General features: G+C 40.7%; 20 protein-coding genes. 4 read left to right on the forward strand and 16 right to left on the reverse strand.

Going from position 1 to position 23,386, the window contains the following annotated elements; genetic code table 11:
- Positions 1-197 precede the first annotated feature (197 nt).
- On the forward strand, positions 198-1,109 hold the full coding sequence (locus tag F0226_RS00240) for a LysR substrate-binding domain-containing protein (protein ID WP_171733742.1): 912 nt from the start codon (positions 198-200) through the stop codon (positions 1,107-1,109).
- A gap of 173 nt (positions 1,110-1,282) precedes the next feature.
- On the opposite strand, the gene F0226_RS00245 is transcribed toward F0226_RS00240, so the two are convergent.
- The 3 genes from F0226_RS00245 to F0226_RS00255 form a co-directional block, all read right to left on the reverse strand.
- Positions 1,283-1,483 (reverse strand): DUF4250 domain-containing protein, encoded by a 201-nt coding sequence (locus tag F0226_RS00245; protein ID WP_171733743.1) that lies wholly within the window; start codon positions 1,481-1,483, stop codon positions 1,283-1,285.
- Between the two features lie 140 nt (positions 1,484-1,623).
- Entirely contained in the window at positions 1,624-2,304 is a 681-nt protein-coding gene (locus tag F0226_RS00250; RefSeq protein WP_171733744.1) for a hypothetical protein, read from the reverse strand.
- A gap of 105 nt (positions 2,305-2,409) precedes the next feature.
- A complete protein-coding gene (locus tag F0226_RS00255; RefSeq protein ID WP_171733745.1) occupies positions 2,410-4,893 on the reverse strand; it encodes an EAL domain-containing protein in 2,484 nt (827 codons plus the stop codon).
- A gap of 170 nt (positions 4,894-5,063) precedes the next feature.
- On the opposite strand from F0226_RS00255, the gene F0226_RS00260 reads away from it, so the two are divergent.
- Positions 5,064-7,481, forward strand: coding sequence for a YgiQ family radical SAM protein (locus tag F0226_RS00260; RefSeq protein WP_171733746.1), 2,418 nt, complete (start codon positions 5,064-5,066; stop codon positions 7,479-7,481).
- A 112-nt stretch (positions 7,482-7,593) separates the two neighbouring features.
- Here F0226_RS00260 and F0226_RS00265 read toward each other — a convergent pair whose 3' ends face one another.
- From F0226_RS00265 to F0226_RS00325, 13 genes are all read right to left on the reverse strand, one after another.
- Positions 7,594-9,231 (reverse strand): bifunctional diguanylate cyclase/phosphodiesterase, encoded by a 1,638-nt coding sequence (locus F0226_RS00265; protein WP_171733747.1) that lies wholly within the window; start codon positions 9,229-9,231, stop codon positions 7,594-7,596.
- Positions 9,218-10,300 carry a chemotaxis response regulator protein-glutamate methylesterase gene (locus F0226_RS00270; protein ID WP_171733748.1) on the reverse strand — a complete coding sequence of 361 codons (1,083 nt, stop codon included), beginning with the start codon at positions 10,298-10,300 and terminating at the stop codon, positions 9,218-9,220. Before F0226_RS00270 ends, F0226_RS00265 begins: the two co-directional genes overlap by 14 nt.
- On the reverse strand, positions 10,297-11,112 hold the full coding sequence (locus tag F0226_RS00275; protein ID WP_171733749.1) for a protein-glutamate O-methyltransferase CheR: 816 nt from the start codon (positions 11,110-11,112) through the stop codon (positions 10,297-10,299). Before F0226_RS00275 ends, F0226_RS00270 begins: the two co-directional genes overlap by 4 nt.
- Positions 11,113-11,402: 290 nt before the next feature.
- On the reverse strand, positions 11,403-11,963 hold the full coding sequence (locus F0226_RS00280) for a chemotaxis protein CheW (protein ID WP_345776497.1): 561 nt from the start codon (positions 11,961-11,963) through the stop codon (positions 11,403-11,405).
- A 20-nt stretch (positions 11,964-11,983) separates the two neighbouring features.
- Positions 11,984-12,523 (reverse strand): chemotaxis protein CheW, encoded by a 540-nt coding sequence (locus F0226_RS00285; RefSeq protein ID WP_171733750.1) that lies wholly within the window; start codon positions 12,521-12,523, stop codon positions 11,984-11,986.
- Positions 12,524-12,555: 32 nt separating this feature from the next.
- Positions 12,556-14,580, reverse strand: a complete 2,025-nt coding sequence (locus F0226_RS00290) for a methyl-accepting chemotaxis protein (protein WP_253820707.1) — start codon at positions 14,578-14,580, stop codon at positions 12,556-12,558.
- Positions 14,581-14,582: 2 nt separating this feature from the next.
- Positions 14,583-16,877: a chemotaxis protein CheA gene (locus tag F0226_RS00295; RefSeq protein WP_171733751.1), complete on the reverse strand. Its 2,295-nt coding sequence runs from the start codon at positions 16,875-16,877 to the stop codon at positions 14,583-14,585.
- Complete coding sequence (locus tag F0226_RS00300; RefSeq protein ID WP_171733752.1) at positions 16,870-17,148, reverse strand: STAS domain-containing protein; 279 nt, start codon at positions 17,146-17,148, stop codon at positions 16,870-16,872. The genes F0226_RS00295 and F0226_RS00300 overlap by 8 nt, the downstream gene beginning before the upstream one ends.
- Positions 17,149-17,157: 9 nt before the next feature.
- Positions 17,158-17,526, reverse strand: coding sequence for a response regulator (locus F0226_RS00305; RefSeq protein ID WP_171733753.1), 369 nt, complete (start codon positions 17,524-17,526; stop codon positions 17,158-17,160).
- Positions 17,527-17,570: 44 nt separating this feature from the next.
- Positions 17,571-18,206 (reverse strand): hypothetical protein, encoded by a 636-nt coding sequence (locus F0226_RS00310; protein WP_171733754.1) that lies wholly within the window; start codon positions 18,204-18,206, stop codon positions 17,571-17,573.
- Between the two features lie 127 nt (positions 18,207-18,333).
- Positions 18,334-18,729 (reverse strand): GtrA family protein, encoded by a 396-nt coding sequence (locus F0226_RS00315; RefSeq protein WP_171733755.1) that lies wholly within the window; start codon positions 18,727-18,729, stop codon positions 18,334-18,336.
- Positions 18,719-20,200 (reverse strand): glycosyltransferase family 39 protein, encoded by a 1,482-nt coding sequence (locus F0226_RS00320; protein WP_171733756.1) that lies wholly within the window; start codon positions 20,198-20,200, stop codon positions 18,719-18,721. The genes F0226_RS00315 and F0226_RS00320 overlap by 11 nt, the downstream gene beginning before the upstream one ends.
- Positions 20,197-21,216: a glycosyltransferase family 2 protein gene (locus F0226_RS00325; RefSeq protein WP_171733757.1), complete on the reverse strand. Its 1,020-nt coding sequence runs from the start codon at positions 21,214-21,216 to the stop codon at positions 20,197-20,199. Before F0226_RS00325 ends, F0226_RS00320 begins: the two co-directional genes overlap by 4 nt.
- Before the next feature lie 129 nt (positions 21,217-21,345).
- Between F0226_RS00325 and F0226_RS00330 the strand changes: the two genes are divergently transcribed.
- Both F0226_RS00330 and F0226_RS00335 read left to right on the forward strand, forming a co-directional pair.
- Complete coding sequence (locus tag F0226_RS00330) at positions 21,346-22,023, forward strand: response regulator transcription factor (RefSeq protein ID WP_171733758.1); 678 nt, start codon at positions 21,346-21,348, stop codon at positions 22,021-22,023.
- Positions 22,020-23,285 (forward strand): HAMP domain-containing sensor histidine kinase, encoded by a 1,266-nt coding sequence (locus F0226_RS00335; protein WP_171733759.1) that lies wholly within the window; start codon positions 22,020-22,022, stop codon positions 23,283-23,285. Before F0226_RS00330 ends, F0226_RS00335 begins: the two co-directional genes overlap by 4 nt.
- Positions 23,286-23,386 lie beyond the last annotated feature (101 nt).

Raw genomic sequence — 23,386 nt, forward strand, 5'->3', positions numbered from 1 at the left:
AAACTATCTCTTGAATAGAGTTCTTGAACAATCTCCAAATATTCATCTTGTTTATTATAAAATTTCATGTTGAACGGTTCATTTATGAATTAAACGAATTTTATTTAGCCGTCTAGACGTTTACTTATTTTATGAAACAAAGTAGGGTGTGATCATTAACAAACATTATATTGGCTTAGGGAAAATGAGGAATACTCATGATAGAGCTCAAACATCTGCGAACTTTAACTACGTTACGTGACAGTGGATCGTTAACCGCAACGGCAACATCACTGCATTTAACTCAGTCTGCACTTTCTCATCAACTCAAAGACTTAGAGGCTCGTATTGGTGGGCAGTTATTTCTTCGTAAAACCCGCCCAGTAAAGTTCACCTCTGAAGGTCAAATTCTTCTTAGGTTAGCTGACGAAGTGTTACCAAAACTGGCAAAAGCAGAGAATGAATTAGCAAGTTTGAAGGAAGATGTGAATGGTCGCTTACACATGGCCATTGAATGCCACTCTTGTTTCCAATGGCTAATGCCTGCTTTGAAAGAATACCAAGTAGCTTGGCCAAGTGTGACGCTGGATTTCTCTTCCGGTTTCGGATTTGAACCGCTACCAGCGCTGATGGCTGGTGAATTAGATTTGGTGATCACATCAGATATTCAACCGAGATCAGAAGTACATTACGAGCCTTTATTCGATTTTGAAATGCGATTAATCACAGCAACTAACTCTCCTTTAGCAGACAAAGATTGCATTGAACCGGAAGATTTAGCCGACGTGACTATGCTCTCTTACCCCGTTCAAAAACAAAGACTGGATGTAGTAAAGCACTTCTTACAACCTGCTGGCGTTGAACCAAAAAAATGGAAGCAAGCCGATAATACTTTGATGCTTGTACAAATGGTGTCTGCTGGATTAGGAGCTTCTGCTTTACCTAACTGGGCTATCAGTGAGTTTTCTAGACAAGGGCTAATAACAAGTAAACCATTAGGGAAAGGCTTATCCCGACGACTTTTTGCTGCGGTTCGTAATTCAGAAAAAGATAAACGTTATCTACAGGCTTTCTTTAGTACCGCTCGCCAACAAAGCAAAAGCCATTTAGATGGCATTAAAGTCGTATAACGACAAGGTAAATAACAGAAGAACACATTTGATACCGCATAAAAAATGTAAAAAGCCGCAGACTTACTAATAAGTCTGCGGCTTTATTATCTGTCGATACATTATCTACAAACGAAGAACTTGCTAGACATAGATAGAAAGAAAGATAGATAGATAGCGACTACATTGAGCCGTTAACGATCGTAAGATTTAAATTGATTCGTAAGTGGATCATATTGGTAACCCAAAATATCCAGCTTACCCACCACATTTTCAACATCCATTTCATACATGCTGACTAAATCTTCAAAACTATCACACTCTAAACGAAGCTTTTCGTTCACAATTCCTAGCAGAATAATATTGTCTAAATTTCTCACGTTACTTAAATCCATGCCGTACTCCTTACGAACACAATAATGGTTTAAGTTTAGAACGCGAAGTGCAACCTTGCTCATTAGAAGATCACAGTTTTACAGTTAAAAAACAGATGATTTGTCCGCTTACTTAAAGTGAAATAAAGATCACTTAAGCCTTAAATTACCCATGTTGGTGCTAAGACAATCACCGCCCCTAGTAGCATAAATAAACTAATAGACAGTTGGGCTTTTACGGGTGGCTTTGTAAAAAACAGATGCCAACACCACACTACAATGGCTGAAATCAATAATGCAAAACCAAACAACAAGTCAGTGGTAATGAGTTCTAATTCAACCTCAGGCATTGAATACACATTCAGAACCGTCACTAACACCAATAACATGCTGCTCAACACACCAGCGACAGGCAAAATAGTATGAAATGCTTGCAAACGCGTTCGCGCTATCGTCAATAATAAATGTGCGAATGCCGTACCCAGCAAAGCGACTAAGACAACGGTAGCAATCACCGCAGGTAAGCTAGCTTGAGCAGCAGCTTGTATCCCAACGAACGATAACGCTAAACCACATGCCAAATACAGGACCCAAGTTGGTCCTTGGTCTCGTGTCTTTTTAGTCTGAACCTGTGAGAAAAAGTAAAAAATAGAGAACACAACAAGAAAGGCTTCAATTCTAAGAGACGCTACCGCCAACCAAAGTACACCGATTGAAGGCAACATTTTATGAACGCGACCTCTTTGACCCGGGCAAATATCGCCTTTTACAAGCACTAAGGTAAGAATTAATTGTGCACCTAACAACATAGGTGCGAATTGCATTAAGAGAGATTCAATCATTAGTCATTCATTACAAATACGATTATTTGTGCAGATAATAACAAATACTCAAAAAAACACTCACTAAGAATGACCAAAAATCCTTACTTATCGACTCCACCGTAATTATCCGCTCCAAGGTAAGCAATATTTCAGCAAATCAGACTCATTTAACATCCCTTTATAATGCTCAGAATCGTTAATCAATACCCATGGAAATTTTACCCCCTCTTCAATTAGCCTAGGGATTTCATCTAAGGTTCTATCGATATTGATTACCGAGAAATCGACAGACATGATTTGATTAATCGGCTTACTCCAGATCTTCGCTTCTTTAGCTGATTCTAGATCCGTCCCCATACTGGGTGTCATATGTAAGTTCACCATTTGCTGATCCAACAAACCTACGCATTTACTGTCAACAGTAACTGGAAGCATTTTAACCCCATCTCTTTTCAAATGCTGGACAGCCAATGATAACGGGTCTCCTGGGCTCATTTTCGGTGGTGCGTTACGAAATAAAGAGAGGATTGACTTAGTATCGACCTGTGTTTTTGCCATTTCTTCAAAAGGACCTATGCCCTCTTGAGCACCGTATAACTCCAACAGTTCGTTTAGGGCTCTAGGTTTATCGAATAAATAACCTTGAATATAATCCACATTGGCTAATTGCATGATGCGCAATTCTTCTGGTTTTTCAATGCCTTCCGCTACTACTTCCACACCTAACGTATGCGCCAGTTTAGTGACCATCTCAATGATATTTTGTTTACAGGTACTTTCATGAATATCAATGATCAGTTCTCGATCAATTTTTAATTTATTGAACTTACTTTCACTTAAATATGAAATCGAAGAATATCCAGAACCAAAGTCATCAATAGCAACACTGAGCCCTAACTCTCGAATTCGTTCAACGGCACAATCTTGTTCTTGCTTACTAAAAAACTGACCACTTTCCGTTAGTTCAATGGTGATCAAATCTGGGCGCTCTGTATTCGCACAAACCAATTTCGCCGTTTCCACCAAAGCTTTTTGCGTGCTGTCTTTCGTTCTTAACGAGCAATTCAAAGTTAGCCCTACATCCTCTCCAAAAATACGACGAAGTTCATCATGATCAGAGAGTGCTTTCATTGCTATGGATCTATCAAGGTCAACAACCAACCCTAATTCCTCGGCTATTTCGACCATGACTTGTGTATTAAATGATTCACCATCAACACAAGGAAAACGACACAATGCTTCAAACATCATAACCTTTCCAGTTTGTGCATGAACAATAGGCTGGTAGTGAACATTGAGTTGATGTTTTTTTATTGCATTCTGAACAATAATTTCCAGTTGTTGCTTCTTCACCATTTCCTTATGTGTATTACTGTGGAAGTAATTTATCGACTTTCCTCCAAACTCTTTAGCACCGATCATTGCCTGTACTGCGTGGGACAAAAGTCTCGCCGGTTTTTGAGCATCAACATCTAGAATTGAAGCCCCAACTTGCCCTCTAGAAATAGCCGCATATAGCCTTTCACTCGCGACTGTTTTAAGCCCTAGAAAGTAATATCGAACTGCATTATTAAGAGATTGAACAAACTGTTTTTGATCGGATATTACGAATTCAATACATGCTATATAAGTGCCGCTTCCAGCATACCCAGTTATTCTAGAGCCGCGATTATGAGACAAAATATCGGAGAAGATTTTTTGGTCATCAAAAATCCATTCTTGATCAAACTGAGGTTTAATACCCAACACGAGTATTCCTGTATCTTGCTCTTTAGATTCCAGTAAAGCTTCAAGCTGGCTTAACACTCTTTCTTTTGTTGGTAGCTGAGTCAGTAAATCAATACCGCCTAAGTTTTTTTCTGCTATAGAAGATAAGCTTTCAGATAGATTAGTAGTCAAAGCTACGTAATATACTTTCCCTTCTGATGGCTCAACTCTCTGAATTGTCATATTTTGCGGATAGACAGCGCCAACATTATTCTTAGCTAACATGACCCCAGACCAAGAACCCTGCTCGTTTAATGCCGTCCACATTTTCTTATAAAATTGGTTTGAGTGCTTACCTGCATTAAAAATGGATGTTCTTAGCCCGACAAGTGAAGAGCACTCATAGCCAGACTGTTTTTCATAATATTGGTTACAAGCGATAATTCGAGTGTCTTTATCAGTAACAACAATACCGTATTGTGAACTTTCAAAAATGGCACCAAAAATATTGGCAATTTCATTACTGGAAGTAAAAGCAAATAAGGGACGAATTGTACCTTTTAGGCAATTAGGAGATCCAAGCTCCATATATATTTCAGCATAAGTCAGCGTGCCATTTTCAGTAGATAAGCAACAACTAACAAACTGTCCCTCACCTGAATGCATGGCACTTTTCATCGCTTGTTTTAATTTATTCTGGTATCTAATCGTCATCAAATTAATCACGTCAGAATAATTTTTGATAATATTATTAGGTTTAAGTAATTGATTTAATGAGGTGAAATCACATACAAACTCTTTACTAACAAGGTTCAAATCCCAATCAAAGAGGGCATGCGGAGACACGTTTCGGGTGGTTTCCACGGGGATTACGGTACTAAAAGCTTGGGCAGCGTCCATATAAACCTCATTGCACACGGGATGTATATTAACAATAGTTCATATTTAACTCGCTTTCTAAGCTAAAATTTAACCACAAGAAAGTCAGTAAAGTTTTCAGGGGTATGTTCCACTAGCTAGTCTTACCACATACCGCTATAATTCCCGCCTCAAAAATCAGAGGTTGAAATATGTACAGCGATATCACTCCTATTCATGAACACAAAAAATACTGGGCCGAGTGCTACGGAATTGCACCCTTTTTGCCTACCAGTAGAAAGGAAATGGATGCTCTTGGATGGGATAGCTGTGACATTATCATTGTAACTGGCGATGCTTACGTTGATCACCCGAGCTTTGGTATGGCTATCATTGGTCGCTTACTTGAAGCACAAGGTTTTAGAGTCGGTATTATTGCTCAGCCGAAATGGGACACCAAAGATGCCTTCATGAAGTTAGGTAAACCAAACCTATTCTTCGGTATCACAGCGGGTAACATGGATTCCATGATCAACCGCTACACCTCTGATCGCAAATTACGTCATGACGATGCTTACACGCCAAATAACGAAGGTGGCAAACGTCCTGACCGCGCAACTCTGGTTTATTCTCAACGTTGTCGTGAAGCTTATAAAGGCATTCCTATTGTTCTTGGTGGTATTGAGGCGAGCTTGCGCCGTGTAGCTCACTACGATTACTGGTCAGACAAAGTTCGCCGTTCAGTCTTGTTCGATGCAAAAGCAGACATTCTTTTATTTGGTAACGCTGAGCGTGCTCTAGTAGAAGTTGCACACCGTATTGCCGATGGCGAAGACATGTCTACGCTAACCAATATTCGTGGTACTGCAATCAATCTGCCAGCCGCACCTGAAGGCTTCAAGATCATTGACTCTTCTCGTATCGAAAAACCAAATAAAGCCTATGTGCCGGTTAACCCATACGAAGTTGAAACTCAGTGCGATACCAAGAAAGATGAGAAAGAAGAAGTAAAGGCGCAGCCTATTTCGATTCGCCCTTCTCGCCATGACGCAAAAACTACTGCGGTTCGTATCCCTGGTTACGAAAAGCTAAATAACGACCGTATTCTTTACGCGCATGCGAGCCGTATTCTGCACTTAGAAACAAACCCTTATTCTGGTCGTGCTCTTATTCAGCGCCATGGTGACCGTGAGCTTTGGGTTAACCAAGCACCAATCCCTCTTACAACTGAAGAGATGGATTATGTTTTTGGTTTGTCTTATGCACGCGTACCGCACCCTATGTACGGAAAAGCGAAGATTCCTGCATACGACATGATCAAAACTTCAGTGAACATCATGCGTGGTTGTTTTGGTGGCTGTTCTTTCTGTTCAATTACCGAGCACGAAGGTCGTATCATTCAGAACCGTTCTAAAGAATCGATCATTGAAGAGTTAGAAGAAATTCGCGACAAAGTTCCTGGATTTACCGGCACAATCTCTGATTTAGGCGGTCCTACTGCGAATATGTATCGCTTAGGATGTTCGGATCCAAAAGCAGAAATTAACTGTCGCCGCCCTTCTTGTGTTTTCCCGAAAATTTGTGAAAAGCTAAACACAGACCACCAGCACACCATCGATTTATATCGTGAAGCTCGTAAAGTGAAAGGCATTAAAAAAGTAATGATCGCTTCTGGTGTTCGTTACGACTTAGCGATTCAATCACCAGAATACGTTCGTGAGCTTGTGACTCACCACGTGGGTGGTTACTTGAAGATTGCACCTGAGCATACTGAAAAAGGTCCTCTCGACCTGATGATGAAACCGGGCATGGGTACTTACGACCGTTTCAAAGAAATGTTTGAAAAGTACAGCGCGGAAGCGGGTAAGAAGCAATACTTGATCCCTTACTTCATCTCAGCTCACCCGGGCACTGAAGATGAAGATATGCTGAACCTTGCGATGTGGTTGAAGAAACATAACTACGAATGTGACCAAGTTCAGAACTTCTACCCATCACCAATGTGTAACGCGACTTCGATGTATTACTCAGAGACAAACCCTCTGAAGCGTGTGAAATATAAGAAGCGTGAAGATGTACCAGTTCCAAAAGGTGATCGTCAGCGTCGTTTACATAAAGCATTATTGCGTTACCACGATCCAGATAACTGGAAGATTATCCGTGAAGCATTAATCAGCATGGGTAAGAAGCATCTCATTGGTGATAAGCCAAACTGCTTAGTTCCGGAAGAAGATTTTGATGCACAAACACCGGCACAGCGTCGTAAGTCTGGTCGTCACGGCTCACAACGTTTTGCGACTAAGCACAGTAAATCTCAGCCAGGTCTAGGTGGCGAGAGCCCACGCAACCATAAGCCAGGTGGTAATAAGCCAAAACCGGGCGGCAAAAAACCAGCGGGTAACCAAGGCAATGCTAACCATGGCGGTGGTAATCAAGGTAACGGCAACCAAAACGCTGGTGGTAGCAATAGTGGTAACAGTCGTAAGCCTGCAAGTGGTTTTATTAAGAAAGGACCTGGTGGTAATCAATCGCAAGGCAATAGTAAGCAAAACCACAACAAAGCGGGGACTGGTCAAGGTGGCAAACCTGCTAGTAACGGAAAGAACCGCCAGCGTGCAGCACAACGCTAAAATAGCGAACCAATTTACTTCGCTATCGTAAAAACACAAAGCGCAGCTATTTAGCTGCGCTTTTTTGTCGCCTATTTTGCATTATTCATGCTCTCGCTTGATGAACTGATCTCTAAATCTGATTACTCATCAAATGCGAAATATAATCATCTTTTTGTAGAGGCTTACTGAAGTAATACCCTTGAATATACTCAATCCCTTTCGCTTGGGCATAAATAAGCTGCTCTAAGGTTTCAACCCCTTCTGCCACAACCGGTTTATTCAAGTTGGTTGCCAAAGACGCAATCGAGTTAAATACAGTCTGTAGCTTATTGTCAGTAACGACATTCGTTACAAACTCACGGTCGATCTTAATTTCATCAAACCTCAATCGGCATAAATAACTTAAACTCGAAAAGCCAGTTCCAAAGTCATCAATTGAGACTCTAAAACCGAGATCCTGCATTTGTTGCAGCACTAGATTAACGTAATTAAAATTATCGATTAAAGCAGATTCAGTCAGCTCAAGTTTTATTTGCTCTGAAGCCAATCCATTTAATTTGATGCACTCTGTAAGCTTATCCACAAAATCTACATCAAGAATCTCAACCACGCTGATGTTAAGCGCGAATAAATACTTCAAAGTATCTATCCCTTTGCTTTCTAAATTTCTGACCATTTCGCCTAATTGGCGAATGTTGAACTGGGTCAGTAAACCTATGTCACCAGTCTTTTCAGCGATAGGAATAAATTCTACAGGTGAAACCATGTTGCCATTCAATACCCAACGAATTAGGCACTCTCCACCTACAACAGAGCTGGTTTTTGAGCAGTGAATAGGTTGAAAAGTCGTATGGAAATGCTTATCTAGATCATCATTAATTGCTGACCTAAATTCCATTTCAAGGTTATTTTGGTGTTCAATTTGTTTAGCTAAATCTTCTTGAAATTCAGCCAACCTAATTCGCTCTGCAGACACATCCAGAATCGCCATTTCAGCTTTATTTAAACTTTGCTCATGTTCATCTGAAGACTTTTCCTGATAGTAGCCAAGTGCGACATTGCTGAAAAAGTGTCGCCCATTAAAATGGAAAGGCTCATTTAATAAAGAGTAGAAATGTTCTATATCTAAGGAGTCTTCATTGGGCACAAACACAATGAAACTGTCTGTTGAATGTTTACTGCAAATTGCATTATTCGTTTCGGTATAAGCGCGCGCTAAAATTTCCATAAACACTAAGTTCGCAACTGCCGCCCCCCAGATTTCATTGATTCTTTGATAATTGCAGATTCGAACGCAACACACGGTACCGTGTCGGTTTTCTTCCTGAATCTTAGTTAAGAAAGCTTCTCGATAAAGTAAACCTGTATGGGGATCTTGTATTGATAGCTGACGATTTAAACGCCTTGCTGCTACTAATTCACCAATATCACTACAATGTAAAACCAGAGAAGATTCACGAGCAACAAGGTGTATTTTAAGCCAAACGACATTACGGTCTGGGTAACTTAACCCACATTCAAATTCATAAGGAGTGAGTGCGCGCTCACTACTCATAGTCTCTATTTTATGATTGATATTATCTAGGAATGCGTAAGGTTGGTAATGTTCATCGAGAAAGTCGATCGGGCAAGCTGACAACATATTGTCGCCGACTTTCATACGAAATAGCTCAGCAGCCTGTTCCGACAAATCACTGATACAACCTTGCTTATCTATAATGATATTGATAAGCCCTAGTGACTCTATTGCTTGGTTAGAATATGTCATGCATTACCCACCATTGTTTTTTAATGTGGTAAGGCAAGTTCTGTAGTGAGCAGATTTTATCAACGCCTCCTTTGGCTATGGCTTCTTTTGGCATTCCAAATACCAAACAGCTATCTTCACTTTGAGCCAACGTATAAGCCCCTACTTTTTTTAACTCAACCATTCCTTGAGCTCCATCGTCCCCCATCCCTGTCATAATTACTCCAATACAATTTTCACCAACATGCTGTGCAGCTGACCGAAATAGAACATCAACTGAAGGTTTATGACGGCTTACAAGAGGACCATCTTTAAGTTCAATAAAGTAGGTTTTTTCTACTCTACTAATCATAGTATGTACGCCACCAGGTGCAATATAGACTGAGCCAGCCACCAGCTTTTGACGATTTTCCGCTTCTACTACTCGGTGACGCAATACGGTATTTAGTCTCTGAGCAAAAGCGTGGGTAAACTTTCCGGGCATGTGCTGCACTATCACGATAGGAGGGCTTCCGATCGGCATACCTGATAAGAATTGTTCAATCGCATCTGTGCCACCAGTTGAAGCACCAACAACAATCACTTCATCTGTTTTGACCGACTGATGGTGCCGTTCCTTTTCAATGATCACATCGGCTGAATAACGCTTCCTAAAGCTCGCTTCCCCTAAGTAACTAACAGGACGAACTTTCATTTTTGCCGCCCGTTTTATTCCGCTTAACAACCCTTTAATTTCTGAAGATTGCAAGTAATGACTCAGGTTACTCGTTGGTTTATTCACGACTTCAACAGCCCCTGATGACAAAGCTTCTAAACACAAATCAGGGTTTGATTCGGTAAGAGCAGAGAGAATAACAACGGGAATTGGATGCTCAGTCATAACTTTTTTGAGAAAGGTAATTCCATCCATTTTGGGCATTTCGATATCAAGTAAGATGACATCTGGCATGTGTTTATTCATTTTACGAATGGCAAGGACAGGATCAGGGGCGACGCCAAGTAAAGTGAGATCAGGGTCGGCATTCACTACTTCCCCTAGCACCTGTCTTATGACCGCCGAATCATCAACAATAAAAACATTAATCGTCATAGCGACACCTTCTTATAAATGCAGTGTTCTACCTGCTCAAGGTCGCAATGGTCTCGAACAATATTCTCACTGTGTCCTAAAAATAGTAGCCCTCCGAAACTGAGCTTATCTATCACTTTATCTACGATTTCTTTTTGTTTGATTGGTGTGAAATAGATGAGCACATTACGAAGAAAAATAACGTCAAACTTGATTGATGTTTCTTGATCGAACTGGAGTAAGTTATGTGAAGTGAACAGACAACGCTGCTTGATATCATCGCAAAGGGTAAACTTGCCTTCGAATTCACCGACTCCCTTCAAGCAGTAGGCATTTCGGTAATGTTTGGGTATTCGCTGAACTTTCTTTATTGGATAAGTGGCAGCCTGAGCCGTTTGAATAGCCACTTCGGAGATATCATTGCCAAAAACATTCCAACCATCACTCCCAAGTGCGGCATGAAACGTCATAGCCAAGCTATAAACTTCTTCCCCACTTGAGCATGCTGCACTCCAAACCGATAAAGTATGTGATGGGGGTTGTTTCTTATACTGAGTAAGATGATCGTCAAGCCAATCAAATTGATCTTTCTCCCTAAAAAAGTAGGTTTCATGTGTTGTGAGTTTATCGATGAAAATTTGAAGCTCTTGCTGGTGAGATGTTTGATTGAGCAGATTCAAATAATCATCAAAGCAGTCAAAGTTAAAATAGGTTAAACGGCCAAATAGCCGGTTCGCGACTGCCATTTTTTTATGGTCAGCCAATTGAATCCCTGTGTATTGCTCAAATAAGCATTGAATCTGTTTGAAGCCAGAATCACTCAGTTCCGTCATAGGTGAATTCGCCTTTATAGAGCTACACCAATCCGTGTATAGCTTTTACTAATCCATGTATCGCTTTAATAATTCATGTATCGCTTTTTCATGCATGTATCGCTTTGTTCATGCATGCATAGCATTAATAATGCATGAGTAGCTTTAATAATGCATGAGCAGCTTTAATAATGCATGAGCAGATTTATTAATACATAAGCAGCATGCCAATTATTTACCGCTTACTAAGGCAAACCTACGTGGTAAGTGCCGTATGCAAGTGTTACTTACTTTAGATAAAACCCGTTTCTTCATCTTAAAATCTGGTTAAAAAGTTGTTTTTGATTCGACAGAATTTCTTGATTAATTGAAGATAAATTCAGTAACGCGGGCATATCTAAGATGATAAATACCTGCTCTTTGATACGCGCCATTGTTGAAACAAATTGAACAGGTATATGCACACCAAAATAAGGTGCATCGGTTAAGGCTTCTTTCGTTAAACTTTCAATCGCTTTCACTCTATTCACCAAAATACCAACCGTGACTGTCATATTGCTGGCTTCATCGTAGCTTTCGTATAGAACAATGCAGCTGTACTTATCGTAAACTTCCTCATGCTTAAGCCCTAAACGTTTCCCAGCATCAATCACTGGCACCACGCTTCCTCTTACGTTAATGACGCCACTCACAATACCGTTGCCATCTTTGCCTGAGCACATAGGTACTTTTGTAATTGATTCAAGTTCAATCACTTCTTTGACACTGCTAATTGAAATACCAAAGGTCTCACCACCAATGTCCACTAATAAGCAGGCACTTATTGGATGGTGTTCTTCCGTATTTTCTTGTTCAAAATTAGCTTGGTTCACACATCACTCCCTAATGTTTGTCATTGCGCCAAGTGTTGTTCATCACTGAACTGGGATTCCTTTAACCAAGCCAATTGAGCATAAGTCATTAATTTATCAACATTAAGTATAGACAATAAGCGGTTATCTAACTTTGCAACACCGACCAGCACACGATGATCCAATTGACCTGCAAGATCGGGGGCTTGATCGATCTGCCCCGTTTCAATATCCATAACACGAGTCACAATGTCGACTTTATTCCCTATCTTGTAAACGGTGCCTTGGTAATCCACATCAGAAATAACCACACACGTTTTTGCCGTCACAGGGTTTGATTCACGGTTCAAGCAAATCGCTAGGTCGATAATTGGAATGACGTTACCTCTTAGGTTTATCGCCCCTAAAAGAAACTCTGGCGACAAAGGGATAGATTCAATTTCCGGAAACTCCATAATTTCAGCGACCTTATTAATATTATAAGCGAACAGCTTTCCATCCACTTTAAACTCTAAGTATTTCTCGCTTTCAACCACTGTGCTTTTATCAGTTGGTTCTATTCTTAAGCCACTAAGTTTCATTGGGACCTCACTTGATTCTCTTGCTCTGATTCTTAGTCATCAAATGGAATAAAACCATCAACATGTTTGTTGTTTTTATTCTCAATAGGGTTAATAAATTCACTCGGCCTATTCTCATAATTCAGGGGTCTAGGCTGGTTATGCCTGCTCTGAGTATACGGGTCGGATTTTTTTAGTTTGAAGAAATTCACTGTCTTACGAATTTCACCAGTTTGCTCTTGCACCATGATGGCAGTTGACGCTAGCTCTTCAGACGCAGAAGCATTTTGCTGAGCAATATCATCAAGTTGAGAAACAGTTCGGTTAATTTCTGCAACACTGGTGCTTTGCTCTGTTGAGGCAGCAGTGATTTCTTGAACTAGATCTGCCGTTTTCTGTATGTTCGGCACCATTCTGTTCAACATATCCCCTGCATGCTGTGCCACTTTCACGCTGTTATCCGCTAATGTACTGATTTCCTGAGCGGCAATTTGGCTTCTCTCGGCAAGCTTTCTTACTTCATCTGCCACTACCGCAAAGCCTTTACCATGCTCTCCAGCCCTGGCTGCCTCTATTGCTGCATTCAGCGCTAACAGGTTAGTTTTGTAGGCAATGTCTTCAATGATTCCTATTTTCTGTGCGATTTCTGTCATGGCGTTGACCGTGTCATTCACCGCTTGCCCACCGTCATGAGCCTCTGCACTTGATTGGGTAGCAATCCCATTGGTGACTTTGGAGTTATCCGTATTCATTGAAATTGAAGAACTCATTTGATCAAGCGAAGCACTGGTTTCTTCTACACTGGTCGCCAATTGATTAGAGGTAGAACTCAACATTTTAGAAGTAGTACTCACTTCATTGGTACTATGAGCAATGGCTTCAACCGATGCTTGAATGTCTAACAAAATATTCTGTAAACGTTCGATAAATCCATTGAAACTTTTGGCTGTTTCACCAATTTCATCTTGCCCAAAATCAGGAATTCGTCTTGTTAAGTCCCCTTCGCCAGAACGTAAATCTTCCGCGGCTTCCGCCAGGGCTTTAATTGGCATCACTATGCCTCTAATCAAAAATAAAGCGGTAGCCACAGCCAGTAATACTGCTGCCACTAATAGCCCCCACACCAAAGAAATACTGTCACGAGCCGCCGTAATAAGTTCATCTAATGATTGGTTACTTTGGTTACTCGCGTTGGTGTTGATACTCTCTAAGATATCTTCCAATTTATTGAAAACTTCATGCTCCAATTTATCAATTTCTATTGCAGCATTAATTTTATCTCTTGGGTTGTAAGTCGCGAAAATATCACGGCCACCGCTGTACAGCTCTTCATACATTCTCTCCACTTCAGCGAGGCTTTGAATTTCTTCTGGTCGGCGCTCCAAAGGTTTAATTTCTTTAAGGAAATCAGCAAAATTTCTCGCTTCACGCTCAAATTGATTAACCGCACCACTTTCTCCTCTCATGTAGGCATTTAACGCCGACATCATGTCACCTTGTTCATCGATTAACTCAAGGTAATACCTTACCCCTTGCAAATCATCTTTCACGACTTCCTCAAAACTGCCAGAGCTACCAGCATCAGCCACTTCCTCTTCTTTCAATGTATCGAGCAGACGTTCCAATGGAATCGCAAACTCTTCAATAAGGTAGTCATACTTATCTGCCGCTTGCTGTTCTCGGGTAGGATCAAACACATTAAAAACCAGCGATTGTGCATCGGTAAAATAACGGTCTGAAAGCTCTTCAAGTTGTCTCATGGATACAGCATCGACGGTTTGAAGCTGTTTAAGTTCTTCGAAGAAAGTAATGAGTTCGGTATGGTTCGCTCTAAAATCTTCTTTTTCTTCTGATTCTCCAGTAATGAACTCTAATACATTTGAGTTCATATCACCCAGCTCATCAAGCATAGCTAAAGACAAGATTGCCTCTGGAATATCGTAACTCCCTACGCTAATTGCATACCCCTCAATGGCTCTGTTTTTCACTTGAACCGAAATGGCAATAATTAGAAATAAAGCCCCCATAGTAAGCATGGCGAGAATTATTTTATTCTTGATGGATAATTTATTTAGCATTGCTATGCTCCTTGCTCGTCGCTATCCATATTCTTTTCAATACAATCCAGTTCTTGTCGGTTAACCGCTGATTGAATGAGAGAAAATACATCTAAAATAATGGCAACGATGCCATTACCTAAAATTGTGGCGCCGCTGACGCCTTTCAGACCTTCAAACAACCGGCCTAATGGTTTTATCACCGTTTGAAATTCACCCAGCAATGAGTCAACAACTAACCCAGCCCTAAGAGTTCCAAATTGAACAATGACTAGAGACTCCTGAGAATCATTGATCGCCTCTTCAGCACCAAACCATTCCCTAAGCCGTAAAAAAGGCAGCACTTCCCCGCGAAGATCTATGAAACTTCGACCTTCAAGCGTCTCAAAAGGCGCTATTTCATGAAGCTCTAAACATTCCACAACGTTATCAAGAGGGATGACATAACTCGTCCCTGCAATTTCAAACAAGAATCCATCAATAATCGACAGTGTCAGAGGTAAATGAATTGTGACTTGAGTACCTACATTTGGCTCAGTGCTCACTTCAACATTGCCACGTAATTGCTCGATGTTTCGCTTCACCACATCCATTCCGACACCACGACCAGATAAGTTAGTCACTTGCTCTGAAGTCGAGAAACCTGGTTCAAAAATTAGAGCAAATATATCTCTCTCATTGAGGTGATTAGCACTGGTGATCAACTCTTGCTCAATAGCTTGGGCTATGACGCGTTCTTTATCTAAGCCTCTGCCATCATCCAGCACTTCAATAACAATAGAGCCTGATTCATGGTAAGCATTTAAAGAAATAGTCCCGACTTCAGGCTTACCCATTATTATTCTTTGTTCTGGTGGTTCTATGCCATGGTCAATAGCATTGCGAATGATATGAGTGAGTGGATCACTGAGTTTTTCAACAAAGGTTTTATCCAGCTCAGTCTCGGCACCATTGATCTGCAAAGTCACTTGTTTTCCAACAGATAAAGCAATATCACGCACGATCCGTTTAAATTTATTAAACGTGTCACCGACTTGAACCATCCTTAGTTGCAAAGAGCTGTCTCTAATATTTTCAACTAACCGCTCCAATTGAACGATGGTTTCAATTAATGCTTCATTGCCAGTTTCATGAGCTAATAAGGTGGTTCTTGCACCGGTAATCACAATTTCGCCCACTTGATCAATCAGCTTGTCCAACTTGTCGGCTTCTACCCTTAACGTTTTATTGCTATGAATTCTTTGGTGTTGCTTGGATATTGCTGCTTGAGCAACTGCAACTGGCATCGCTTGATGGTTCAAGTCCCCAGTATTTGAATAAGGTGAATGACTGTCTTTAGCTACCCCTAACTCATTGTGGATTACTGATTCCTGAGAGTTTTCTTGCTCTGCTTGTCCTTGTCCTTGCAGAAGATCATGAGGTGTAATAGCTCCACACTGAACCAGTATTTCGCCTAACCTTTGATTCGATTCAGGAAGTTGATTCATCAACTCTATAAAAGCATTTATGCGGCTATTTGGTGGGATAATATGAATATCAGCATCTTGTCGTATGAACTCAAACACATCTTCAATGTCTTGCTTACTCGCTGATGTACTTAATTGAATTTCAAATCCTAAGTAGCAAATCTCTGGGTCAAGTTCTTCTGGTTGAAATCGATCGAGTGAAGAGAGGCTATTCTCAGCATCACCATGTACAGAACATGGGAACAACCCATCATCAACCACGACTATTGATTTAATAGTACCCAACTGACTCAAGTATCGGACAAAGGCTTTCGGATCGAGACCATCCTGAAATACTTTAGGGTGAGGCCTAAATGAAACATGCCAGGTTTGAGCAAATTCAGATGCCCCTTCAAGCTCACTTAGCCGTTTTTTTTGACTCGCATCCTCAAGAGTTTTCTTGGTATCAACAGCCACTTGAGGGCAATGCTTATCCAATTCAGCATACAAGCTTAAATATCGGTGTTGAATGTCGCCTTCTATTGGTTTTCCAATGAAGTTAATCAGCTCAGTTAACACATCGCAGACTTTCAAACCTAAATCGATAAGCGCTTGAGTTAAAGTGCGGTTTTGATCTCTTACCTGTTCTAAAATCGTTTCATATCGATGGCTAATTTCAACTATTTCATCCAAACCAAATAAACCTGCGCTCCCCTTAATCGTATGAATAGAGCGAAACATCGAGTTAATTTTATCTGACTTAGGCTCTTGCCCAAGCCCATCAATTTCCAATAATAATTGTTCTAAATCCACCAACAATTCTCGGGCTTCATTAACAAAGGTACTGAGTGCCGCTTGCAGTTCATTAGTCATAATTTCGCGTACTCATTGACTCAAGACCAAGCAATGAAAATGCACTTCTCAATCGATCACTTGGATCAACAAGTGAGACATGATGCAGGCTTTTATCATGAAGAAATTTACACAAAATTTGTATGCCTGCTGTATCGACTTCTTCTACTCGCGAGCCATCTATCTGGCAATGCCCATGAGTATTCAAATGGTCACAAATATCGCCATAAACTTCTGAAGCCTCGTAAATGGTGAATTCATCGGGCAGAAAGTACGCATGTTTTTTTGGCATTTCCCCTCCCTACGACTCTAAAATTTTCGATACAGCTTGTAGCATTTGATCGGGTCGAAAAGGCTTCGCTAACCAAGCTTTCGCACCCGCTTTACGGCTTTCCTCCATCAAGTAAGGCTGACTTTCTGTGGTGAGCATAATAATGGGTGTGAATTTATACTTAGCGAGCTCTTTCACCGCTTTTACAAAATCAATACCATTCATATTGGGCATATTGACATCACTAATGATTAAATGAACTTTAGTACCATCTAACTTCGCTAAACCATCCAGTCCATCTTTTGCTTCGATCACTGTGTAACCCGCACCAACTAAAGCGATATTGACGACTTGCCTCAGTGATTCTGAATCATCAACAATCAATATTGTTTTGTTCATCCTTTAACTCCTGTTCTCCAATTTCATGACTGTATGTTTCCATTTTAAAAATAAGTCACGTCATCACTATTCTTGTCTTCCTGATTATTTGTTCTTGATTCAATTTTATTAATCGCTTCCAGCAATCGGTCTTCATCAAAATATGTCGTTGTTTTATTCGGGTCGTTCAATACCGCCTCAACTTGATTGCTAATTAAATGCAAAGCCTCTAAAATACCAGATTGCATTTGCTGAGTCCTGTCTCCAAATTGCAGCAGTAAGATGATTTGGTTATGAATTTTTTTGACTTTTTCAGTCGCGCGCTGACATTGTTCTGCGGTTAATTCTTTTGATGATAAAAGCCCACAGATCTTGTTTGATTGTTCTGATAATTGTTTAAAGAGAGAGGCTAACTGGTCCACAGAATTGGACGAATCTTGGCAAGAATAATCAAGCTGGCGAACGAGCTTAGGGAGAAGAATGTTATTGAGAGAAAAGAGGACTTGGTATAGTTCTTCAGACGGTAACTTTCTTGGTTTCATTTGAAAATATGACACGAGAAAGCCACCTAAAACCGCAATGGTTAGGCTTGCAAATAAAACTTGTGGTACAGCCCCAAAAAACAAAAATAGCGCTACAAAAGAAACAATGCCCAATACGCAAATAGATCTCAATAATATGGGCAGTGAGGTGTTATTCATCAACTAACCTACTTGGCTTTACTATTGTCCTTTTTATAGATTAGTTCATATTCAGCAAGTTGATGATTAATTTGAAAGTTTATTACTTGGCGCACAAAATCGGCACCAAGTAATTAGAAATGATGATCTACCGAGCAAAAACCCAATATTGGCTAAGTAAATAGTTACTCACCATTCCTACTAATACCCCGATAGCCATCGCGATAAACATAGCTCCTGTAAAAGCAGGTAATAGCTCACTGACCACTTTAAAACATACTAGATTGGGTACCGCAGAAAAAGACGCTGACAGCATGAACTTTTGCCATTGTTTTACGTTCTCTTTCCAAGAGCCATTTCCTTTGTATTCGAAGGTCAACACTCGATTGCCAAACCAAGTGCTGGTTGCTGCAACAATAAATGCGCCACCTCTTGCCCACATTAACGGTAAACCTATCCAGTAATGCAGTATGGCAAAAGCAGTGCAATCGACGACAAAGCCACCAGCACCAACAAGGGCAAACTTAACGACTTTACTGTTCATTCAAAGCCATGGTTGTATCTTTATTTAACTGAGTCACTAATTCATCTTGCACACCAGTATTCGTACAGGTGAACAATACTCGCTTTGCTTCAGGTGTTGGCTCTAAAACACAAGTCAGTGCATTCTCACGAATACCAGCTTCAACTTCCGCTTTCTTACCTATTAAATAGTATTTTGAAACATCATTTAGCTGATTCTTATCCGTCAATTTCTTTGCTTGACCTTGGCTATAAAACTGCCCAGAAAATGGACGAGAGCCAATATAGAAGCTTGGTGCATCATCTAAAATATGTTCGAAGATAACGCGATCACTTTTCTCATTAGCTTTACCTAAATTGAGCAGTAACATGGCGATCATTAACATCACAGGCAAAACAAGAGCAACACTAGAGAACCACTTCTTATCTTTTTCCACCACCAGCATTGCTATCAATAAGCCTAAAGCTGGAATACCAGGTAAAACATAAGCGGGTAAGATATTCCCAGCCATAGTGAACAAAATAAGAGGTGAGATTAACCAACAAATCAAGAATGAGAAGAGCCCCTTTTGCTCAGAGTTCACCTGCTTTACTTTATCTCTGCGTATAAACGCTAAAATAGGCAATACGATAGACCAAGGCGCTGCAGACTGAATCCAGAAGACCCAAATCATTCCTCTTGTTTCATTATGGGCTGAACCATATAAGTCCCCTTCCCAACCACTGACAACAAAGCGCTTGAAGTGTTCGCCCACAATAAAATAGTCGATAAAACCTGGTGTTGCCGCTTCAGCCATAATGTACCAAGGCAATGCGATAACCAGCATTATGATGATGCCTGACACAATAGGGAAACGCTTCCACAACTGAACAAATGCACCAATAAACCCATGCTGCAAAACTAACCACGGAAAAACAGCAATGCCCATAATAACGATAGCGACAGGACCTTTTGCTAATAAGCCACATGCCAAGCCAACAAACCCAAGGTAACCCCACAGCTTATTAATTTTATCGCTGCCATCGCCTTTCCAACAGAAATAAAAGCCCACCATCGCCATAGTCATTGCGAGTGTCAGTGCCATGTCTGTCATCACAGCGCCTGCCGCAATCGAGAAAATACCGCACGTTGCTAATACCACACAGGCAACCAAAGCACTTTGGCCTGTTTTCTTGGCCATAAAGGCAATAATGCCGATGGTCATCACACCCGCTAGCCAGTGCGGAGCACGAACAGCAAATTCATTTAGCCCAAACAATTCAATGCCTACAGCACTCATCCAAGTAAACAATGGCGGCTTGCCCCAAAAAGGGATGCCGTAATCAAATTGTGGTGTCAGCCAATTACCTGTTTCAACCATTAACCGAGCCATTTCACCATAGCGAGCTTCAGTGGTATCCATTAACGGGTAGGTGGCTAATGAAATCAACCTAAGTAGAAGAGCAAAAGCGAGTAAGCTCCATAAATGAGTTCTATTTAAGCTGAAGCTCATGCTGATTCCTCAAGTGCTAAACTATTTTTTAATGCAGGTGTATCGGCTACGGATTGGATTAAATACAAAGGACGACCTTTAGTTTCAATGAAGATGCGCCCAATGTATTCACCTAAAAGCCCGATGCTTAACAGCTGAATGCCACCTAACGCAAGTTGGACAACCATCATTGAAGGGTAACCAGAAATGGCTTCACCAAACATCATGGTTTTAAAAACGATAAACATGCCGTAAACAAAGGCACTCAAAGCAACTAAGCCACCAATCACAGAGGCAATTCGCAGTGGTCGAATAGAGAAAGATGTGATGCCATCCATCGCCAAACCAATCAACTTCAAATAGTTCCATTTGGTTTCGCCACAAAAACGAGCGTCTCGATTAAATTGAATGGTGGTTTGTCTAAATCCAGGCCAGGAGAAAATACCTTTCATATAGCGGTTACGTTCTGGAAGTTGGTTAATGTGATCGACAACTTCACGGCTTAATAAACGGAAATCACCCACATTCTCAGGCACGTCAATTTTGACTAGCATGTTCATTACGCGATAAAAGCTTGCCGCTGAAAACTTTTTAAACCAAGTTTCTCCGTTGCGCTCTTTACGCTGCATATTGACAACATCAAAGCCTTCACGCCATTTAGCCATCATCTCTGGAATCAATTCTGGTGGATCTTGAAGATCCGCATCTAATAAAATGATCGCTTGCCCACGACAATGTTCAAGACCTGCACTCATCGCCGCTTCTTTACCAAAGTTACGGCTCAAGCCAATCACAGATATAGCACTGTTGACTGATTTGAATGCTTCAACCATTGCTAAGCTTTTATCTGTGCTTCCATCGTCGATATAAATAATTTCGCAGTTCTCTTCTAAGCCATCAAGCACAGAAGTTAAACGTGAATGGAACTCACCTAATACTTCTTCTTCATTATAAAATGGCACAATAATAGAAAGTGAAATCGCAGGTTTTATATGCTCTTTATGGCTGGCTGGTCGTCTAATATTTAACTTCGGCATGAGACTATCTTCTATATCTATTTAAACTGAGGACACAATAACTACCCCATCATGAAAGTTATGTGGTTGACATATTTTTCACACTCGATCAGGATGATAGCTAAGGTCAATTACGAGTATGAGATAGACATGAAAAGAGTTCTGCTAGTTGAAGATAACCGCGAGATTGCTGGTGTACTATTTGATTATTTTGAATGCATTGGTATGGAGTTAGATTACGCAGATAATGGTGAGCTAGGATTACAACTTGCCATAGATAACTCTTTTGACATCATTATATTAGATCTCATGCTGCCAAGAATGGATGGCTTAACGGTATGTAATAAATTGCGCGATGCGGGCAATACTACACCCATTCTAATGCTCACCGCTTTAGACAGCCGAGAAGATATGCTGAAAGGCTTTGATCATGGCGCAGACGACTACCTCACGAAACCATTTGATTTGGATATTCTTGAAGCAAGAATGAAGGCATTGGTTCGCCGTTACCGTGGAAATGTTGCATCAACTAAGCTTCAATTTAGCGAATTGACTATTGACCAAAAAACTCGAAAAGCTTACCGACAAGATAAATTACTCGCACTCAACCCGACGACTTACACGATTCTAGAAATGCTATGCCAAGCTGCCCCACAAGTAGTGACAAGAGAAGAGATTTCGTACAAATTATGGGAAGAAGACGAACCAAATAATGATGTGCTTCGCAGCCATATTTATCAGCTTCGTAATCAGTTAGATAAACCATTCTCAAAACAAATGTTGATCACTGTGCCTAAAGTCGGATTCCGCTTGGAGCAACCCAATTGATTCTTAACCTAGTATCAAGCACCAAAACTCTAACAGGGCGACTCGCCATATTTTTTGCATTGATGTCTGTGATTATCGCAGGCTTCATTTATGTCATTTTCAATGCTGCTTTATACATTTCTGAAGATAGAGTGGGTGAAAGAAGAATCTTAATTGATAGAAGTGCTGCTATTGAAGCTTTTCAATCCAGTACTCAACGAGTCATTCAAATAGACTCTTTAACGGTTGCTTATAATGACCTTTCGATTATCCCCGAGGCATATAACCAATACATTGATGGTATCGACAGCTTCATCGGAGAAGTGGGTGACGATCCTCACTCTAGAATGCTTTATATTGGTGAGTATTCAGACAAAGGTGAAACTCATCCACTGGTGCTACTCTCTGAAATTGACCGGGTGGAGTTCTCCGTCAATGAGTTAATTTATTCGAGTATATTAGTCCTCACCCTCTTCGCCATTTTATCATTCAGTTTTGGGGCTTTGTTATATCGCTTGTCTAAACGCCTTATTGAACCTTTCAACTCATTAGCAGGACAGCTTGAAATGAATACCCAAGATCTCAACGAAGAGTTTTCCGTGAATGATGGAGCCGCTGTTGAGTTTAGGAAGTTAACCGAACAATTGAATGAATATCGCAGAGAAATTAATTCACTAGTGAAGCGCGAACAAGCTTTTGCACGCTATTCCAGCCATGAACTACGCACGCCGTTAACCGTGGTGAGAGGTGCAAATAAGCTATTACAGCGCAGTGAAATGACCGATTTCCAAAGCCGCCAAGTGGAGCGAATCGACGATGCAATTATCCAAATGTCGACTATGGTTGATGCCTTACTTGGCTTAGTGCGCTATGAAAGAAACAGCGATGACTCGCCCATCCGCTTATTTAATAAGGATGAACTGAACGCCATCATCGAACAAAATTCTGCACAAGCGAATGAAAAAGAGATAGCCCTACTCACTCATATTGAAAGTGAGCCTCACATTCATGCAACTGCCGCTATTATGAATATGTTGATCGGTAACTTGATAAGGAATGCTATTGCAGCCACATCTTCTAATGGTGAAGTTCACATCACTTTACATGAATTTCAAATCACTATTGAAGATGAAGGCGAAGGACTCCAGGAGCAATATAACCCAAATGGCCATGGGCTAGGTTTGCTGGTGGTTGAAGATCTGTGTAATCGTTTCGAGTGGGGTTTTGAATTAAAAAATCGACCTACTGGTGGCTGCATTGCTCAAATCATTTTCAAGCCTTAGTTCGTTAGTCTCTTAGTCTCTTATTAAATGCAGTAGATGCAGTAAATGCAGCGCCATCACGCTGCATTTATCACTAAAGGTTGATGCTATTCATTTACAGA

It is taken from the genome of Vibrio sp. 99-70-13A1, from assembly GCF_013114625.1.
GTDB lineage: Bacteria > Pseudomonadota > Gammaproteobacteria > Enterobacterales > Vibrionaceae > Vibrio.

Coding starts and splice junctions, on each gene's coding strand:
- F0226_RS00290 (WP_253820707.1), bottom strand. CDS start 14,580: ATGCTAAATAAATTATCCATCAAGAATAAAATAATTCTCGCCATGCTT.
- F0226_RS00260 (WP_171733746.1), top strand. CDS start 5,064: ATGTACAGCGATATCACTCCTATTCATGAACACAAAAAATACTGGGCC.
- F0226_RS00330 (WP_171733758.1), top strand. CDS start 21,346: ATGAAAAGAGTTCTGCTAGTTGAAGATAACCGCGAGATTGCTGGTGTA.
- F0226_RS00250 (WP_171733744.1), bottom strand. CDS start 2,304: ATGATTGAATCTCTCTTAATGCAATTCGCACCTATGTTGTTAGGTGCA.
- F0226_RS00285 (WP_171733750.1), bottom strand. CDS start 12,523: ATGAAACTTAGTGGCTTAAGAATAGAACCAACTGATAAAAGCACAGTG.
- F0226_RS00320 (WP_171733756.1), bottom strand. CDS start 20,200: ATGAGCTTCAGCTTAAATAGAACTCATTTATGGAGCTTACTCGCTTTT.
- F0226_RS00315 (WP_171733755.1), bottom strand. CDS start 18,729: ATGAACAGTAAAGTCGTTAAGTTTGCCCTTGTTGGTGCTGGTGGCTTT.
- F0226_RS00245 (WP_171733743.1), bottom strand. CDS start 1,483: ATGGATTTAAGTAACGTGAGAAATTTAGACAATATTATTCTGCTAGGA.
- F0226_RS00300 (WP_171733752.1), bottom strand. CDS start 17,148: ATGCCAAAAAAACATGCGTACTTTCTGCCCGATGAATTCACCATTTAC.
- F0226_RS00265 (WP_171733747.1), bottom strand. CDS start 9,231: ATGACATATTCTAACCAAGCAATAGAGTCACTAGGGCTTATCAATATC.
- F0226_RS00270 (WP_171733748.1), bottom strand. CDS start 10,300: ATGACGATTAATGTTTTTATTGTTGATGATTCGGCGGTCATAAGACAG.
- F0226_RS00325 (WP_171733757.1), bottom strand. CDS start 21,216: ATGCCGAAGTTAAATATTAGACGACCAGCCAGCCATAAAGAGCATATA.
- F0226_RS00310 (WP_171733754.1), bottom strand. CDS start 18,206: ATGAATAACACCTCACTGCCCATATTATTGAGATCTATTTGCGTATTG.
- F0226_RS00255 (WP_171733745.1), bottom strand. CDS start 4,893: ATGGACGCTGCCCAAGCTTTTAGTACCGTAATCCCCGTGGAAACCACC.
- F0226_RS00275 (WP_171733749.1), bottom strand. CDS start 11,112: ATGACGGAACTGAGTGATTCTGGCTTCAAACAGATTCAATGCTTATTT.
- F0226_RS00295 (WP_171733751.1), bottom strand. CDS start 16,877: ATGACTAATGAACTGCAAGCGGCACTCAGTACCTTTGTTAATGAAGCC.
- F0226_RS00240 (WP_171733742.1), top strand. CDS start 198: ATGATAGAGCTCAAACATCTGCGAACTTTAACTACGTTACGTGACAGT.
- F0226_RS00305 (WP_171733753.1), bottom strand. CDS start 17,526: ATGAACAAAACAATATTGATTGTTGATGATTCAGAATCACTGAGGCAA.